Origin of the sequence: Streptomyces sp. NPDC092952, assembly GCF_044754785.1 — a bacterium.
Lineage (GTDB): Bacteria > Actinomycetota > Actinomycetes > Streptomycetales > Streptomycetaceae > Streptomyces.
The window spans coordinates 241,200-257,246 of sequence record NZ_JBIVPT010000003.1; the positions used below are offsets into that span (position 1 = coordinate 241,200).

The 16,047-nt window shown below is 68.9% G+C and carries 20 protein-coding genes; 9 read left to right on the forward strand and 11 right to left on the reverse strand.

The window, feature by feature from the left end; all coding sequences use genetic code 11:
• Positions 1 to 228: 228 nt before the first annotated feature.
• The 3 genes from ACIQGQ_RS08825 to ACIQGQ_RS08835 all read left to right on the forward strand — a co-directional run bounded on the left by ACIQGQ_RS08825 (position 229) and on the right by ACIQGQ_RS08835 (position 2,812).
• Entirely contained in the window at positions 229 to 1,098 is an 870-nt protein-coding gene (locus ACIQGQ_RS08825) for a GNAT family N-acetyltransferase (RefSeq protein ID WP_402392468.1), read from the forward strand.
• 69 nt (positions 1,099 to 1,167) lie between these two features.
• Entirely contained in the window at positions 1,168 to 1,620 is a 453-nt protein-coding gene (locus ACIQGQ_RS08830) for a GNAT family N-acetyltransferase (RefSeq protein ID WP_402392470.1), read from the forward strand.
• A gap of 28 nt (positions 1,621 to 1,648) precedes the next feature.
• On the forward strand, positions 1,649 to 2,812 hold the full coding sequence (locus ACIQGQ_RS08835) for a winged helix DNA-binding domain-containing protein (RefSeq protein ID WP_402392473.1): 1,164 nt from the start codon (positions 1,649 to 1,651) through the stop codon (positions 2,810 to 2,812).
• A gap of 115 nt (positions 2,813 to 2,927) precedes the next feature.
• On the opposite strand, the gene ACIQGQ_RS08840 is transcribed toward ACIQGQ_RS08835, so the two are convergent.
• Together ACIQGQ_RS08840 and ACIQGQ_RS08845 are read right to left on the reverse strand one after the other, a co-directional pair.
• The gene (locus ACIQGQ_RS08840) at positions 2,928 to 4,316 is read right to left on the reverse strand and encodes a serine hydrolase domain-containing protein (RefSeq protein WP_402392476.1); all 1,389 of its coding nucleotides are present in this window, start codon (positions 4,314 to 4,316) and stop codon (positions 2,928 to 2,930) included.
• 165 nt (positions 4,317 to 4,481) lie between these two features.
• Positions 4,482 to 5,504: a hypothetical protein gene (locus ACIQGQ_RS08845; protein ID WP_402392478.1), complete on the reverse strand. Its 1,023-nt coding sequence runs from the start codon at positions 5,502 to 5,504 to the stop codon at positions 4,482 to 4,484.
• A 198-nt stretch (positions 5,505 to 5,702) separates the two neighbouring features.
• Here ACIQGQ_RS08845 and ACIQGQ_RS08850 point away from each other — a divergent pair, with 198 nt between their 5' ends.
• Positions 5,703 to 6,248, forward strand: coding sequence for a DUF2087 domain-containing protein (locus tag ACIQGQ_RS08850; RefSeq protein WP_402392481.1), 546 nt, complete (start codon positions 5,703 to 5,705; stop codon positions 6,246 to 6,248).
• 43 nt (positions 6,249 to 6,291) lie between these two features.
• Here the strand turns inward: ACIQGQ_RS08850 and ACIQGQ_RS08855 are convergent, their stop codons facing one another.
• Together ACIQGQ_RS08855 and ACIQGQ_RS08860 are read right to left on the reverse strand one after the other, a co-directional pair.
• Positions 6,292 to 6,720, reverse strand: a complete 429-nt coding sequence (locus tag ACIQGQ_RS08855) for an SgcJ/EcaC family oxidoreductase (RefSeq protein WP_402392482.1) — start codon at positions 6,718 to 6,720, stop codon at positions 6,292 to 6,294.
• A 164-nt stretch (positions 6,721 to 6,884) separates the two neighbouring features.
• Positions 6,885 to 7,298: a DUF4345 domain-containing protein gene (locus ACIQGQ_RS08860; RefSeq protein ID WP_402392485.1), complete on the reverse strand. Its 414-nt coding sequence runs from the start codon at positions 7,296 to 7,298 to the stop codon at positions 6,885 to 6,887.
• A gap of 105 nt (positions 7,299 to 7,403) precedes the next feature.
• On the opposite strand from ACIQGQ_RS08860, the gene ACIQGQ_RS08865 reads away from it, so the two are divergent.
• Both ACIQGQ_RS08865 and ACIQGQ_RS08870 read left to right on the forward strand, forming a co-directional pair.
• Positions 7,404 to 8,024: a TetR/AcrR family transcriptional regulator gene (locus tag ACIQGQ_RS08865; RefSeq protein ID WP_402392488.1), complete on the forward strand. Its 621-nt coding sequence runs from the start codon at positions 7,404 to 7,406 to the stop codon at positions 8,022 to 8,024.
• Between the two features lie 187 nt (positions 8,025 to 8,211).
• Positions 8,212 to 8,778 (forward strand): dihydrofolate reductase family protein, encoded by a 567-nt coding sequence (locus ACIQGQ_RS08870; RefSeq protein ID WP_402392491.1) that lies wholly within the window; start codon positions 8,212 to 8,214, stop codon positions 8,776 to 8,778.
• A gap of 225 nt (positions 8,779 to 9,003) precedes the next feature.
• Here the strand turns inward: ACIQGQ_RS08870 and ACIQGQ_RS08875 are convergent, their stop codons facing one another.
• The gene (locus ACIQGQ_RS08875; protein WP_402392493.1) at positions 9,004 to 9,510 is read right to left on the reverse strand and encodes a cyclic-phosphate processing receiver domain-containing protein; all 507 of its coding nucleotides are present in this window, start codon (positions 9,508 to 9,510) and stop codon (positions 9,004 to 9,006) included.
• Between ACIQGQ_RS08875 and ACIQGQ_RS08880 the strand changes: the two genes are divergently transcribed.
• The gene (locus ACIQGQ_RS08880; RefSeq protein WP_402392496.1) at positions 9,426 to 9,803 is read left to right on the forward strand and encodes a hypothetical protein; all 378 of its coding nucleotides are present in this window, start codon (positions 9,426 to 9,428) and stop codon (positions 9,801 to 9,803) included. The genes ACIQGQ_RS08875 and ACIQGQ_RS08880 overlap by 85 nt on opposite strands.
• 10 nt (positions 9,804 to 9,813) lie before the next feature.
• On the opposite strand, the gene ACIQGQ_RS08885 is transcribed toward ACIQGQ_RS08880, so the two are convergent.
• Together ACIQGQ_RS08885 and dnaB are read right to left on the reverse strand one after the other, a co-directional pair.
• Positions 9,814 to 10,077, reverse strand: coding sequence for a LysR family transcriptional regulator (locus ACIQGQ_RS08885; RefSeq protein ID WP_402393406.1), 264 nt, complete (start codon positions 10,075 to 10,077; stop codon positions 9,814 to 9,816).
• Between the two features lie 84 nt (positions 10,078 to 10,161).
• Positions 10,162 to 11,640, reverse strand: a complete 1,479-nt coding sequence (gene dnaB / locus ACIQGQ_RS08890) for a replicative DNA helicase (protein ID WP_402392498.1) — start codon at positions 11,638 to 11,640, stop codon at positions 10,162 to 10,164.
• A 458-nt stretch (positions 11,641 to 12,098) separates the two neighbouring features.
• Here dnaB and ACIQGQ_RS08895 point away from each other — a divergent pair, with 458 nt between their 5' ends.
• On the forward strand, positions 12,099 to 13,436 hold the full coding sequence (locus tag ACIQGQ_RS08895; protein WP_402392501.1) for an MATE family efflux transporter: 1,338 nt from the start codon (positions 12,099 to 12,101) through the stop codon (positions 13,434 to 13,436).
• Positions 13,437 to 13,569: 133 nt separating this feature from the next.
• Here ACIQGQ_RS08895 and rplI read toward each other — a convergent pair whose 3' ends face one another.
• The 4 genes from rplI to rpsF all read right to left on the reverse strand — a co-directional run bounded on the left by rplI (position 13,570) and on the right by rpsF (position 15,275).
• Entirely contained in the window at positions 13,570 to 14,016 is a 447-nt protein-coding gene (gene rplI, locus ACIQGQ_RS08900) for a 50S ribosomal protein L9 (RefSeq protein WP_352274030.1), read from the reverse strand.
• An 18-nt stretch (positions 14,017 to 14,034) separates the two neighbouring features.
• Complete coding sequence (rpsR, locus tag ACIQGQ_RS08905) at positions 14,035 to 14,271, reverse strand: 30S ribosomal protein S18 (protein ID WP_003967857.1); 237 nt, start codon at positions 14,269 to 14,271, stop codon at positions 14,035 to 14,037.
• A gap of 43 nt (positions 14,272 to 14,314) precedes the next feature.
• Entirely contained in the window at positions 14,315 to 14,908 is a 594-nt protein-coding gene (locus ACIQGQ_RS08910) for a single-stranded DNA-binding protein (RefSeq protein WP_366288456.1), read from the reverse strand.
• Between the two features lie 76 nt (positions 14,909 to 14,984).
• On the reverse strand, positions 14,985 to 15,275 hold the full coding sequence (gene rpsF / locus ACIQGQ_RS08915; RefSeq protein WP_030115097.1) for a 30S ribosomal protein S6: 291 nt from the start codon (positions 15,273 to 15,275) through the stop codon (positions 14,985 to 14,987).
• A gap of 276 nt (positions 15,276 to 15,551) precedes the next feature.
• On the opposite strand from rpsF, the gene ACIQGQ_RS08920 reads away from it, so the two are divergent.
• Positions 15,552 to 15,866, forward strand: coding sequence for a hypothetical protein (locus tag ACIQGQ_RS08920; RefSeq protein ID WP_402392506.1), 315 nt, complete (start codon positions 15,552 to 15,554; stop codon positions 15,864 to 15,866).
• The last annotated feature ends 181 nt before the right edge of the window (positions 15,867 to 16,047 follow it).

The following is a 16,047-nucleotide window of genomic DNA, read 5'->3' on the forward strand; positions in this document are numbered from 1 at the left end:
ACGCTCCGGCCGTGACTCCGGTCACTGTCCGAAGCGCCCCGGCCGGAGTACACCGTGCGTCTGATCCTTTGAGGGAGGGCAAGGCAACACCGAGAAGTACGCACGACGACATCCGCCGACGGGTGCCCTCCCCTGCCCCAAGCTGCCTGTTTCACGTGAAACGACTCAATCACCAGGAACCGGTAAAGGGGTGGACGCGCGGATGCCACGTCGGTAAGCCTGGCCCTCATGCCCAGTTCACTGCCCCGCCCGCTCGCCGAACTCCCCGTCCGGCGCCTCACCCGGAGCGACCTGGTCGCCTGTGCCGATCTCTGCGAAGACCGCGGCTGGGCACGTGACGAGCGGAGGTGGGGGTTGCTCCTCGCCGCCGGAGCCGGTTACGGGATGGACGACCCCGGAGGCAAAGGGCTGATGGCCAGTTGCGTGGTGACCTCCTACGACCCGGATCTGGCCGCCGTCGGCATGCTGCTCGTGGCGAATCGGTACGCACGGCAGGGCATCGCCCGGCACTTGATGGAACGGGTGCTCGCCGAGCACGGAAGCACGCCGCTCAGCCTCTACGCGACCGCCGCGGGACAGCCGCTCTACGAACGGCTGGGCTTCGCGGTCGTGGGCAGCGCCCAGCGAGTGACCGGCCGCTATCTGCCGGGCGGTGAACAGCCCGGCGACGCGACCGTTCTCCCGGCCACGGCGGAGGACCTGCGGGCGATGATCGAGCTGGACTCGAAGGTCTTCGGCACCGACCGGACCCACCTCCTCGCCCGGCTCCCGGCCTTCGCCGACCACATCCGGGTCGCACGGGTCCGGGGGGAGATCGTCGGGTACGCGGCACTCTGGCCGAGCGGCCGGGCCCATGTGGTCGGCCCACTGATCGCCCCTGACACGGACACCGCCGAGGCGCTCGTCGCCGCACTCGCGGCAGCCACGGATCTGCCGCTGCGCGCGGACATCGACGCACGCCACAGCGAGCTGCTGGACCGACTGGAGCGGCGCGGACTGCTGCCCTCCTCCGCGACCACGGTGATGACGCTCGGAGCCCCGGATCTTCCGGGCGACTGGACCCGCCGCTACGCCCCGCTGACGGTGGCCACGGGCTGATGCCGCCGTCGAGGCCCGCGCGGGCGGTGCGTCCAGCCCCGCCCGCGTGACCTGCGTACCCTGCCGATCATGACCGAACTCGACATACGACCTGCCACATCCGACGACATTCCGGCGATCGTCGCCATGCTCGCCGAGGATCCGCTGGGCGAACAGCGTGAGTCACCGGACGACCTCGGCATCTATCTCGCCGCGTTCCAGCGGTTGGCGGACGATCCCAACCAGCGGCTCGTCGTCGCCGTACGCGAGGGTCGGGTGATCGGCACCCTGCAACTGACCCTGATTCCCGGGATCTCCCGGCGCGGCGCGACCCGCACGATCATCGAAGCCGTACGTATCCGCGTCGATGAGCGCGGCAGCGGCTTCGGTACCCTGCTGATCGAATGGGCAGTGGAGGAATCCCGGCGTCTGGGCTGCCAGTTGGTGCAGCTGACGTCCGACGCGAAGCGGACCGATGCCCATCGCTTCTACGAGCGGCTCGGCTTCACCGGCAGCCATGTGGGGTTCAAGCTCGCCCTCTGACTCCGTCCGTCGACCCGGGAGGCCGGCTGTGTACCGCATCAGCGACGAGCAACGCAGAGTCCGGCTCGGCCGACGCCACCTCCTGGCCACGTCCGCACGGGCCGTCTCCCCCGTGTCCGTGGCCAGGGCGGTCGTCGCACTGCACGCCACGGATGCTGCCACCGTCTACCTCTCCGCCTGCGCGCGGCTGGCCGAGGCGGGCACGGCCCCGGTGGAGCAGGCCCTCTACGAGGACGTCTCACTGGTCCGCCAGCTCTCCATGCGGAACACGCTCTTCGTCGTCGACCGGGAGCTCGCCCCCTGTGTCGACGCCACGAACGCCCGGACGGTGGCAGCGAAGGAACGCAGGACCTTGCTCAAGCACCTGGCGGACGACGGGAACGGGCTGGACGAGCGCTGGCTGGCCGAAGCCGAGCGGCAGACCCTCGCCGTACTCGCCGACCGGGGGACCGCCACCGGTTCCGAACTCTCCTCCGCCGTCACCGTGCTACGTACGAAGATCACTATCTTTCCGGGCAAGAGGGCGGAGACCGTACAGGGGGTCGCCTCCCGTGTCATCCGGGTCCTGGCAGCCGAGGGTCGCATCCGCCGGGATCGCCCACGCGGTTCCTGGACCTCCAGCCAGTTCCGCTGGGCGGTGTCCGAGCCCTGGCCCGTCGAGGAGCCCGCACGGTCGCGGGCGGAGCTGGCACGGCGCTGGCTCCGTTCCTACGGCCCGGCGACCGAGGCCGATCTCAAGTGGTGGACGGGCTGGTCCCTGGGGCAGGTGCGTACGGCCCTGGCAGCCGTCGATGCCGAGCAGGTTCTCCTGGACGGCGGGGCCACGGGATGGGTACTGCCGGAGGACCTGGACCCGGAACCGGCCACCGAGCCCTGGGCCGCACTGCTCCCGGCTCTCGACCCCAGCGCCATGGGCTGGGCCGACCGTGGATTCCATCTTCCGGCCGGGCACCGGGAAGCCCTCTTCGACCGGTCCGGCAATATCGGCCCGTCCGTGTGGTGGAACGGCCGGATCGTGGGCGGCTGGGCCCAGCGGGCCGACGGGGAACCTGTCTGGCGGCTGCTCTCCGATGTCGGCCGGGACGCTTCCGCCGCGATCGAGGCCGAAGCATCCCGGTTCTCCCGGTGGGTGGGCCCGGCGCGGATCACACCGCGCTTCCGTACCCCGCTGGAGCGGGAGCTGACCTCCTGAAACAGGCGGATCCGTCGTCGCGGAACGGCTGTGCCGGGCGCCGCGCCGTACGGCCGGGCCCGGCACAGGGCTGTCGTTTCACGTGAAACATGAGCGTTCCACGTGAAACACTCGATCAGTCGCCCAGGCCGCGCCATCCGCTCGCGTCCACGCCACCGGGAACGGCCGCAGCCGGGTCGTACGGCTCCCGGGTGAAGACGAAGGACCCCAGGTCGAGATGGTTGACGCTGCCGTCGTCGTTCCGGACCACCCGCAGGATCTCCCCCGCGTAGTAGCCGTCCAGCCCCGTCCAGGTGCCGTCGTCCCCGAGGACGAACCGGGCGCCGCGACCGGCACCGCTCATCGGTGCGATCTCCAGCCCGCCGCCCGGGGTCAGCCGCAACACGTTCGCGCGCGTGCCCCAGTACCAGGGGCCGGTGAGCGCCAGGAGGTCTGTGTCCACCTCGGACTCGGCCAGCGGACGCCAGGGCTCCGGGATACGGGGCTCGGCCTCGGCCACGATCCCGACGAGGTCGGCGGCCACCTCGCCGATCGCCGGCCCCGCCGTCGTGTTGGTGAGCGCGACGGCCGCCACATCGTCCTCGGCGCTGATCCACAACGTGGCCAGGAACCCCGGCAGTGATCCGGTGTGCCCGAAGAGCGTGCGGTCACCGTCCCTGGCCAGCTGGAGCCCCAGACCGTAGCTGGACTGCCAGTCACCTGGCCCGGTCGGCGCGGACGGCTTCCGCATCTCCTCCACGGAGTCGGCGCGGAGGACCCGGTCGTCCCCCTCCGTCAGGAAGGCCGCGAAACGCAGAAGATCGCTCGTGGTGGACCAGAGCTGCCCGGCCGGGGCCATCAGCCCGAGGTCCTCGGCCGGTTCCGGCAGCATGACATCGGCCCAGGGATGCACGGCCCAGCCGCCCGCGTGCGGGGCCTCCGGCCGGAGACTCGTGCGGTGCATGCCGAGCGGTTCCAGGATCTCGTCCCGCAGCGCCTGCTCCCAGCTCGTTCCGCGGACCTTCTCGACCAGGGAGCCCAGCAGCGTGTAGCCGGGGTTCGAGTAGTGGAACCGGTGGCCCGGGACGTGCATACGGGTCTGCTCGCCCAGCACATCGGGCAGTTCGGGGCGCAGGGCACCCGGCGTCCGCTCCCACCAGGGACCGGGGGACTCGGCAGCGAGCCCCGCGCTGTGGCCCAGCAGCTGATGGACCGTGACGTCAGCGACGCCGGTGCCCGGGAGGTGCTTCTCCAACGGGTCGTCCAGGTTGAGCAGACCTTCGTCGCGCAGCCGCAGCACGAGCACCGCGGTGAAGGTCTTGGTGAGGGAGCCGATTCTGAACTGGGTTTCGCCGTCCGGGGCATGCCCGTCCACGCAGCTTCGGGAGCCGCTCCAGACGACCTGCCCCTGCCGCTGCACGGCAGCGACGAGCGAGGGCGCGCGGCCCTCCGACTGCGCGACGGCGATGCGGTGCAGCAGGGCGCGGCGCGTACCGGGAAGCAACTGTTCGGGTTCGGAGATCATGGTCAAGAACTACCTGGAGAACCGGGCGGTGGCGACCTCATTTGCCGTTCCGGGCCCAGGGTCGGGACCGGCCCGGAATCGGCCGGGACCGGCCCCGGATCAGCCCCGGATCAGCCCCGGCCCGGGGAACGGCTTCCGAAGCGTCCCAGGCCCGGGCGGAGGCGCTCAGCCCTCCCAGTCCTCCCCGTCACCGCCACGCATGACGCGCCAGCTCTCGACGTCCGCGAGCGCGCTGCGCGCCAACTCCGCGTACTGCACCGGGCATTCCCACAGCTCACGGGGGGACAGCTCAGCCGGAACGGGAGTGTCCGGGTGCTCGTCCGGCGCGTACAGATGGAGCACCGCGCGGTACCGGCTCCGGGTGGTGCTGTCCACGGCGGACCAGGGGTGCTTCGGGTGGTCGCAGCTGACGTCCAGGTCGACGGTGGCGAGAGCGGCGGCCAGATCCCGGGCGTAGGACGGCGGCAGTCCCCCGTACGACTGGGCGACCCCCATCCACAGGCACAGGAACAGTCCGAGCCGCTCCGTGTCCCGCAGTTGTCCGGAGAGGAGGCGCCGGGCCGACCAGAGCGCGACCGGTCCGGTGTTCTCCTCCCATGTGCGTTGGATGGCTTCCTGCATGGCGACGACGTCGATACCGCCGTCCTCCCCGAGGAACCGCGCGTCGAGGGAGGAGACGTCTATGCCGCCGAAGACCTCCCGGTACGCCTCGCGCATCCGGCCCGCCGCCTGGTCGACGAGTTCCGCGAGGAAGCTCTCGCAGTCGAACGACGCCAGATCCTCGTCCTCGAGGTCGTAGTCCTCGGCGAGGACCGACCGTCCGGCCTCGCTCAGCAGACTGACTCCGGCCTCGACCCCGTACTCCGAATCCAGGCCGGTGGGGTGGGCCCCGGCCGGGCAGGAGCAGATCGTGGGGTCGAGCGTGGCGCGGAAGCCGTCCAGGGCCTCCGTGTACGACGTGAAGAGGGACTTGTTGAAGACACGCGACGAGGCGTACCAGCAAGTCGCGTAGAGGAGGATCACGTACCCGGTCCGTTCCCGGTGCCCCTCGGGGGTGTCCTGGCGGCCGACCGCCTCCGCCGCGTCTCCGGAGAGCGCGATGAGGGCCTCCTCCGGATCCACATAGGGATAGTCGCTGACGATCCCGGACAGGTCGGAGATCAGCTCACTATGGTCATCGGTCAGCACTGGCGTCGCTTCAGTCACATCTGAAACTGACGATCATGCAGTACGGGACGGTTCCCACCCCCTCCCGCCGCCGCATCGACCGGGCCGACGCGACGCACGAAAACGAGTACCCGCGCGTACTCCTCGTCGACAACACTGCACCCGATGGACGAGAACGACGAACGACGCGTCGGACGAACCGAATCGAGGAGCCGCACAGTGACAGCACAGGCTTTGGCGGGTCTGCTCGCGGACGAGACCCGGTTGCGGGTGTTCTCGGCGATCGTGCTGGGAGCGACGGCCCCCGCCGAGATCGCGTCCACGACCGGTGAACGGACCAGGAACGTGGCCCTCGCCCTGCGCAAGCTCACCTCCGGCGGCCTCGTGACCGACGACGACGGCCGTCTCACCGCAGCCACCGGCAGGTTCAGGGAAGTCCTGCGCACCGCCGCCCCGGCCGAACGGGCCGGCACCGGCGGCGACAGTACGGACTCCCTGCTGCGGACCTTCGTCGACGGCGACCGGCTGCTCGGGGTCCCCTCCCGGATCGGCCGCCGCCGCGCCGTTCTGGCCCACCTCGCCCAGCGGGCCTTCCGCCCCGGCGAGCGCTACCCCGAAAAGGCGGTCAACGACATCCTGCGCGACTGGAGCGAGGGCTCCGGCACCGACCATGTGGCCATCCGCCGCTACCTCGTCGAACTGGACATCGTCGACCGGGCGGATGGCCTCTACTGGCTGCGCACCGAGACGGGGACGGGCTCCTGAACCCTGTTTCCGGCTCCCCCGGAAAGCCGCCTCGGACCGGAGGTCACCGCGTACGGTCGACGGCCATGTTCTGGCCCGCCGCGATGTACCAGCCGTCGGCCCGCTTGGCTATCACGTAGAGCGCCGCTCCCCCGGGGCCGTCGACGACGCCGCCCGCGCTGTCGAGCGGAGTCTGCACCACGTTCACCGCGATCACGTCCGGGGCCACCTCCAGCATCTTGACCACGTCGTACCGGGCGAACGAGTCACTCAGGAAGTTCTTCAGCGCCACAGCACTGAACTCGGCGATCGCCTCCCTGCCGTCGAGGCGGGTGCCCTTCGCGTTGGTCCAGGACGTGTGCTCGGTGTACTGCCCGCTCAACGCGACCGGGTCCTTCGCGTTGAACGCTTCCTCCAGGCCCTTCACCACACCGATCACCGCGTCCTGGTCCTCGGTGGAAATCGTCCCCACTACAAGAATGCCGCTCGTCATGGCGGTGTCCTCTCCGTATCGACATCGTTCAGGTGGTGGCTGCGTCCGCCGCCATCACCCACCCAACAACCTCAACGATGCTTGAGGTCAAGCCCCGGGTCGGCCCCGCCGGATCGACGCGGCCACGCGACAGGGCCGGTCCGGCGGTCGCACGCGGACGCCGCTCACCGCCCGGCCGCCGCGGCCTCCGTCCCGCCGCGCCGGGGCCGCTCCTCCGCGTCGGCCAGCCAGAAGAAGACCGGGGGCAGGGCGAGTTCGAGCACGGTCAGCACGATCTGGAACCAGTGCGGCCGGCCGTGCTCGGCCAGCGAGAGCAGCCGCCCCACGCCACCCAGCAGGAAGATTCCCGCCAGCCACCGCACCGCCCGGGCCGGGACGGGCCGCTGCCGCGCGGCCCACAGCCACGCCAGCCCGTAGCCGACGAAACTGGCCCCCATGAACCGGCCCCAGCTGTCGATCGTCGGGCCCGCCGAACCGGCCCCGGGAATCGCCGCGTTCCCGAGGAGCACGTGGTACAGGCCGATCGCCACGCAGGCCCAGCCCATCACCCGCGTCAGCACGCGCAGAACATTCGCCATGACCCCTCCGAACTGTGCCGGCCCAGCCTGATCGGCATGCGTCTAGTTGACATGCGGCCACTAGACTGGGTGCGCTAGTAGACACATGTCAAGTAGCCTTCTTCCGTGCCTCCCCGCCAACGGCTCAACCCCGCCGACCGCCGTGCCCAGCTCCTCGGAGTCGGGGCACGGCTCTTCGCGACACATCCGTACGACGAAGTCCTGATGGAGGAGGTCGCTGAAGCGGCGGGCGTCTCCCGCGCCCTGCTGTACCGCCATTTCCCCAGCAAGCACGCCCTTTTCGCGGCCGTCTACCAGCAGGCCGCGGACCAACTGCTGGCCGAGACCCGGCTCGACCCCGCCGATTCCCTGGTGGAGCAGCTCGTCCAGGGCATGGAGGTCCATCTCGACTACTTCGTGGCGAACCGTCACGCCGTCCTCGCCGCGAACCGGGTCCTCGCGGGCGACCCCGTGATCCAGACGATCATGACGAACGAACTGGACGCGCTCCGCACCCGGCTGCTGGCCGTACTGCCCCTGGCGGACGAGGGCGCGCGCGAGGCGGTCTCGGGCGTCCTGAAAAGCTGGCTGGTCTTCGTCCAGGTCCTCTGCGTCGACTGGCTCACCCACGAGACCTGCACCCGCGCCCAGTTGCGCGACGTCTGCGTCGGCGCGGTTCTCGGCGCGCTCCGGCCCCTGCTCACCGAGGACCCGGCCGCTGGTTGGGCGCCGTCCCAGGACGGCTGAGCTCCGGGCCCTCGGGATCTTCCGACCGGCACCGAGCCGCCCCTTCCCGGTCCCCGCGAGGGCGAGCGGGCCGGTCGAGTACGCCACGCAGAGCACGAGGACCACCGGCGAGCCCGGATCGCGCACCGATGAGTTTCCCGCGCCACGCCAGTCCATACGCCGGACACCCCGGACGAGAGGCTGGACCATGCGAAAACTGATCTACGGCATGAACATGACCCTGGACGGCTACATCGCCGCCGCCGGCGACGACATCGGCTGGAGCGGACCGCCGAGCCAAGAGCTGTTCCGGTGGTGGCTCGAACACGAGCGGGCGAGCGAACTGTCCCTGTACGGGCGCAAGCTCTGGGAGACGATGAGCTCCTACTGGCCGACCGGCGACCAGCAACCCCACGCCACCCCGGCGGAGATCGAGTTCGCGCGGAACTGGCGGGACACACCGAAAGTCGTGTTCTCCTCGACGATCGACAAGGTCGACTGGAACAGCCGCCTGGTCACCGGCGACGCGGTCGCCGAGATCACCCGGCTCAAGGCCGAGGACGGCGGCCCGATGGACATCGGCGGCGCGACGCTCGCCGGGGCGGCCATGCGCGCCGGCCTGATCGACGAGTACGTGATCGCCACCCATCCGGTCCTGGTGGGCGGCGGCACACCGTTCTTCACCACTCTGGACAGCTGGATGAACCTGAACCTGGTGGAAACGCGCGCGTTTCCCGACGGCGTGATCCTGACCAGGTACGAGACGAGGCACTGAGCGGCTTCCCGTACGCCCCGCGTCCAGGTGCCCGGGGCGTACGGTGGGACGATCGCCGCGACGGCGAGAAACCCGTCCGGCGGCCCGGCCTGCCGGTCCCGGGTCCCTTGGCAACGGGATGTAGGGTCTCGCGGCTCGTGTCGGACGCTGCTTCTCTGATCTGCGGTTTCTATCGCAGTCTCACGACGTGTCGAACGCCGAGGTCTCAACCCGGTGTCGGATTCCCTAAGCCGTTGCCCGCCGGACTTGGTAGTTCCAGCGTGTGAGTGACCGGACGACGGTTTCGGCACCGATGGGGTTGGCGCTGTGAACGAAGACCGTTCCGATCCGGAAGGGCCGTCCGTTGAAGGCGGCTTCTTCCATGAAGGTCACCACGGGCATGATGGTGTCGTCGCCGCCGAGATCGTGGTCGAGCCAGAGTTCGTCAATGAAGCTGTCGCGGTGCTCTTGCAGGAGCTGGATGCCTTCTCGGCTGGTGCGGGCAATCCGCGTAACTCTGGGGAGTGGGCGGAGGTCGTCTATGCCAAGGATGACGGGCGTCGGTGCGGCTAGGTCTTCTTTCACCTGATCATCATCACAGTGAAGCCCGCGAGAACCGCGGGGGCTGCCTGTTGGATGGTCATCCGGACTGCTGGGAGGCTCCTGCTGTGACCACCACGACGAGCCAACTGCAGACCGACGCAGGATGGGACGGCCCCTACTACCGTACCCGCGCCGAAGGATTCGAGGCACTGTTCCTCCCGAGCCCTGATGAGGTGCTCGATGAAGTCTGCAACGTGGACGTCGAGGTCCGTCTCCCCGATGGCTCTCGCTGGAGTGCGACGATCTTCACCCTCGCCGAGGTGGACCGGCTGATGAAGAGGTGGGAGGAGACCGGAGAGGCGGCAGAGGGTCGGTGCTTCTGGTGCTCGGACGGGCTGATCATTCGAGGTCCCGGCATCCAAGGCATGGTGAGCGTGATCGCCGAGCTGCTTACGTCGGGAGAGTTCGACGGAGCGTTTCATCGCCTTTCCGACCCGGAGTGAACTTCGGATTTCATGACGCTGCACCATCTTGAGACGTGCGAATAGCTCTGAGCACCCTCCTCCCCAAGGGGGTCAGCGTCATGGGCCGGCCGCGTTCGGCTCTGACCAGCAGCGGCCCGCCGAGCTCTCGTTCGATCCGGTTGATCTGCGCGACGAGGGTGAACGTGTTGAGACCGAGGCCGCTCGCCGCCGCGCTGAGGCTGGGGTAGGCGGATGCGGCCGCGAATCGGCTCAGGCGTTCACTGGCACCCTGACCGCTGAGCGACCTGCGAATCTCAGTTCAACATCGGATCCGACTTCAGTCCGACATCGACCGTGAGATTCCGACACGAAATTTGAGATCCCACACGGGAGCCGGTCAGGTCTGTGCCATGTCCACGAAACGGGAGTAGTGGCCCTGGAAGGCGACGGTGATGGTGGCCGTGGGGCCGTTTCGGTGCTTGCCGACGATGATGTCCGCCTCGCCGGCCCGCGGGGACTCCTTCTCGTACGCGTCCTCGCGGTGCAGCAGGATCACCATGTCGGCGTCCTGCTCGATGGAGCCGGACTCACGCAGGTCGGACACCATCGGCTTCTTGTCCGTGCGCTGCTCGGGGCCACGGTTCAGCTGCGAGAGCGCGATCACCGGGACCTCCAGCTCCTTGGCCAGGAGCTTGAGGTTTCGGGACATGTCCGAGACCTCCTGCTGACGGCTCTCGGAGCGCTTGGAGCCACCGGCCTGCATCAGCTGGAGATAGTCGATGATCACGAGCTTGATGTCGTTGCGCTGCTTGAGCCGGCGGCACTTCGCCCGGATCTCCATCATCGACAGGTTGGGGGAGTCGTCGATGTAGAGCGGCGCGGTCGACACCTCGGGCATCCGGCGGGCCAGCCGCGTCCAGTCCTCGTCCGTCATCGTGCCGGACCGCATGTGGTGCAGGGCGACCCGGGCCTCCGCGGACAGCAGACGCATGGCGATCTCGTTGCGGCCCATTTCGAGGGAGAAGATGACGCTCGGCAGGTTGTTCTTGATCGACGCCGCTCGCGCGAAGTCCAGGGCGAGCGTCGACTTGCCCATGGCCGGACGGGCCGCGATGACGATCATCTGGCCGGGATGCAGGCCGTTGGTGAGAGCGTCGAGGTCGGTGAAGCCCGTGGGCACACCGGTCATCTCGCCACTGCGCGAACCGATCGCCTCGATCTCGTCGAGCGCGCCCTCCATGATGTCGCCCAGCGGCAGGTAGTCCTCGCTGGTGCGCTGCTCGGTGACGGCGTAGATCTCGGCCTGCGCGGAGTTCACGATGTCGTCGACATCGCCGTCGGCCGCGTATCCCATCTGCGTGATCTTCGTACCGGCCTCGACGAGCCGCCTCAGCACCGCCCGCTCGTGAACGATCTCCGCGTAGTACGAGGCGTTGGCCGCGGTCGGCACGGACTGGACCAGGGTGTGGAGGTACGGCGCGCCGCCCACCTTGGTGATCTCGCCGCGCTTGACCAGCTCGGCCGCGACCGTGATCGGGTCGGCCGGCTCGCCCTTGGCGTACAGGTCGAGGATGGCCTGGAAGACGGTCTCGTGCGCGGGACGATAGAAGTCGTGGCCCTTGATGACCTCCACGACCTCGGCGATGGCGTCCTTCGACAGGAGCATGCCGCCGAGAACGGACTGCTCCGCGTCGAGATCCTGCGGCGGAACCCGCTCGAAACCGGAGGAGCCGCCGTCCCAGCCGCCGCTCTCCCTCCCGCGTTCGTGCTGCTCGCCGCGGCTCTGGCCCTCGGCACGGCGCTGCCGGGAAACAGGCAGACGATCACTGGGGCCGGACTCGGCCCAGGGGTCGTCCAAGGGCTCGGGAACACTCACCGGGCCTCCTCCTCCCGTCCGCTCCGCGGACATCGCCATGCCACTCCTTCTTACGGCACAGCACCGACAAACAAGACGCCCGACTCCGGTTCCGGCGCGTCAAGTTCTGCGTGGTTCCAGGACCAGAACGGAGTGCGGGCGCCGGTCCACGGTAGGCCGCTCGGCACCGTCAGCCAATCTGGTTATCCACAGACCATGTGGACGACGGACCAGATGCTGTGGAGAACCCCGCAGAACCTGTGCACGGATCGGGGGACAGCACTGTGGACAAACTCATAGCCATTCCACCATCACCCCGTTGACCTGGACTTTTACCATCCACGGGCTGTGGGGGAGAAAAACTTTTCAGCTCGGCACAAGATCACGAGAGACACCATGGAGGAGAACACCAGGACTCAACAAATGTAAGGACTAATAGAGCATTGGATCTATTACCTGTGGAAGATTAGATTGACCCCATGACCCAGGTCCCGGCCCCCTCGTCGTCCAGCCGCCGTCGCCACGACCGCGAGATCATCTCGCTCGCCGTTCCGGCCTTCGGCGCGCTCGTGGCAGAGCCCCTCTTCGTCATGGTCGACAGTGCCATCGTCGGCCATCTCGGTACTCCGCAACTGGCCGGCCTGGCCGTCGCCGCCGCCCTGCTGACCACCGCCGTCAGCATTTTCGTCTTCCTCGCCTACGCCACCACAGCCGCAGTGGCACGGCGGGTCGGCGCGGGCGATCTCGCCTCGGCGATCCGCCAGGGCATGGACGGCATCTGGCTGGCGCTCCTGCTCGGCATCGCCGTCATCGCCGTCACCCTCCCCGCCGCCCCCTGGCTGGTGAACGTCTTCGGAGCCTCCGACACGGCCGCCCCCTACGCGACCACCTATCTGCGGATCTCCAGCCTCGGCATCCCGGCCATGCTCGTGGTGATGGCCGCTACCGGCGTGCTCCGCGGCCTGCAGGACACCAGGACCCCGCTCTACGTCGCCATCGGGGGCTTCGCCGCCAACGGCGCGCTCAACGCGGGGCTGGTCTACGGTGCCGGTCTCGGGATCGCCGGGTCGGCCTGGGGCACCGTGATCGCACAGGTCTCGATGGCCCTCGCCTATCTGGTCGTGGTGGTGCGCGGAGCACGACGCCACGGCGCCTCGCTCCGCCCGGACGCCGCCGGTATCAGGGCCAGTGCCCAGGCAGGCGTCCCGCTGCTGGTCCGTACGCTCTCGCTCCGCGCCGTCCTGATGATTGCCACGGCCGTCGCCGCCCGCCTCGGGGACACCGAGATAGCCGCGCACCAGATCATCCTCTCGCTCTGGAGCCTGATGGCCTTCGCTCTGGACGCCATCGCCATCGCGGGCCAAGCGATCATCGGCCGGTACCTGGGGGCCGACGACGCCAAGGGCGCGCGCGAGGCATGCCGTCGCATGGTGCAGTGGGGCGCCGTCTCCGGGGTGGTGTTCGGAGCACTGATCGTGCTGGCGCGGCCCTTGTTCGTCCCGCTGTTCACCAGTGACACCTCCGTCCAGGACGCCCTGGTCCCGGCGCTGCTGGTGGTGGCGCTCTCCCAGCCGATCGCCGGCGTGGTCTTCGTACTGGACGGGGTGCTGATGGGGGCCGGTGACGGCCGGTACCTCGCCTGGGCCATGCTCGCCACCCTCGCGGTCTTCGCTCCGTTCGCCCTGCTGGTACCGGCGGCAGGCGGTGGGCTGACGGCGCTGTGGTGGGCGATGACGCTGATGATGGCGGTCCGGCTGGCCACGCTCTGGCTCCGCGTCCGCTCCGGCAAGTGGGCCGTCACCGGGGCCACCCGCTGAGTCCTGGTTCACCAACCCGTCGTTTCACGTGAAACGGCGGGTTTCATGCGAAACAGTGGGTTTCACGTGAAACGACGAAGGGCCGCACCCCGAGAGGAGTGCGGCCCTTCATCTGCTCAAGTGAGCCGCGCCCTTAGGCAGCGACGACCTCGATGCCGAGGTTCGCAGCGACCTCGGGGTGCAGACGCACGGACACCTGGTGTCCGCCGAGCGTCTTGATCGGCGAGCCGAGCTCGACGCGACGCTTGTCGACGTCGGGGCCACCGGCGGCCTTGATCGCCGAGGCGACGTCGGCCGGGGTCACGGAGCCGAAGAGCCGACCGGCGTCGCCAGAGCGAACGGCCAGGCGAACCTTCACGCTCTCGAGCTTGGCCTTGATCTCGTTGGCCTGCTCGATCGTGGCGATCTCGTGGATCTTGCGGGCGCGGCGGATCTGCGCCACGTCCTTCTCGCCACCCTTGGTCCAGCGGATGGCAAAGCCACGCGGAACCAGGTAGTTACGGGCGTACCCGTCCTTGACGTCGACGACGTCGCCCGCAGCACCGAGGCCGGAGACCTCGTGGGTGAGGATGATCTTCATGTTTCGGTCACCCTTCCCTTATCGCGCGGTGGACGTGTAGGGCAGCAGCGCCATCTCACGGCTGTTCTTGACGGCCGTGGCGACGTCACGCTGGTGCTGCGTGCAGTTGCCGGTCACGCGGCGGGCACGGATCTTGCCGCGGTCGGAAATGAACTTCCGCAGCATGTTCGTGTCCTTGTAGTCCACGTACTGGGTCTTGTCCTTGCAGAACGCGCAGACCTTCTTCTTAGGCTTGCGCACAGGCGGCTTCGCCATGATGTTTCTCCTGTGTGATCAAGAAGTGGGGGTCGAGCCGCCCCTAGAAGGGGGGCTCGTCCGAGTAGCCGCCGCCGGAGCCGCCGGAGTTTCCACCCCAGCCGCCTCCGCCGCCACTCTGCTGGCCGCCGGACGGGCCGTTCGTGGCCCACGGGTCGTCGGCGGGAGCGCCGCCGCCGCCCTGCTGGCCACCGCCACCGGGACCGCCGCCCCAGTTGCCGCCGCCCTGCTGGCCGCCGCCGTATCCACCCTGGCCGCCCTGGCCACCGCGACCCGTGGTCTTGGTGACCTTGGCCGTGGCGTTCTTCAGGCTGGGGCCGACTTCCTCGACGTCCAGCTCGTAGACCGTGCGCTTGACGCCCTCGCGGTCTTCGTACGACCGCTGCTTCAGCCGGCCCTGCACGACGACACGCATGCCGCGCTGGAGCGACTCGGCGACGTTCTCCGCCGCCTGCCGCCAGACCGAGCAGGTCAGGAACAGGCCTTCGCCGTCCTTCCACTCGTTGGTCTGCCGGTCGAAGATGCGGGGAGTGGACGCGACACGGAACTTCGCGACCGCCGCACCGGACGGGGTGAAGCGCAGCTCGGGGTCGTCGACGAGATTGCCGACGACCGTGATGACGGTCTCGCCTGCCATGGATGAACCTCTCGGCGGGATTGCTTCTGGCTGCTTGCTGCTACTACTCGGACCCGATGACCACTGAGCCGGAAGCTCAGTGGGCCTCGGGGCGGAGGACCTTGGTCCGGAGGACCGACTCGTTCAGGTTCATCTGGCGGTCGAGCTCCTTGACGACCGCAGGCTCGGCCTGCAGGTCGATGACCGAGTAGATGCCCTCGGGCTTCTTCTTGATCTCGTAAGCGAGACGACGACGGCCCCAGGTGTCGACCTTCTCGACCTTTCCGTTGCCCTCACGGACGACGGAGAGGAAGTTCTCGATCAGGGGGGAGACAGCGCGCTCCTCCAGATCGGGGTCGAGGATGACCATCACCTCGTAGTGACGCATGTGGAACCCACCTCCTTTGGACTCAGCGGCCACGGTCGTTCCGTGGCAGGAGGGTCGTGATGCGTGAGCGCCGATGTCGCCGCGTCGAGCGGCCTGTGCCGACAACACCCTCCATGGAGAGGGGCCGCCGGGCTGGCCTGGGCAGACACCGGTGCAGACCGTACAGAGTACCCGCTCACCGGCTTCCGGTTGAAATCCGGTGGTCAGGAGACGCAATCTGGACACATCGGGTGTGAGCGGCGCCACGAAGCGCCCCGTTCGACCAGGAGGTACTCCATGGCACAGGCAATAGGACCCCGTCCTCCCGTCTCCCTGCTCGCCACGGACGGCAAGAGCCATCCCGCCCAGCAGGCCCTGGTGACGGTGACGCTGGTGCTCGGTGTGCTCGCCTTCGTGACGGCGATGTTCCACAACCTGCATCTGATCAGCTCGTGGGCCGGGCTCATCGGCATCCTCACGGGCGCGTACGGGCAGTACATCTCGGAAACGACGCGTGAACGGTTCCTGCTGGTCATCGGCATGGGCGCGGCCGGTCTCGGCCTGTTCCTGGGGGTGGCGCACGGCGGTCTCTTCGGCGGCATCGTGGGCTGAGGCGCAAAGAACCGCGGGCCGGCGCACGGCGGACCCACGAGAGCCGACGGAAACGGTGCGGGACTCCGCCCAGGGGTCCCGCACCGTCCCGTAGCAGGGACAGGTGCAAGGGGCCAGACAGCGTGAGCGGCGGTCACAGTAGGCTTCGGCGCGAGAGCCGGAGCCCCTGACCGATGGGGAC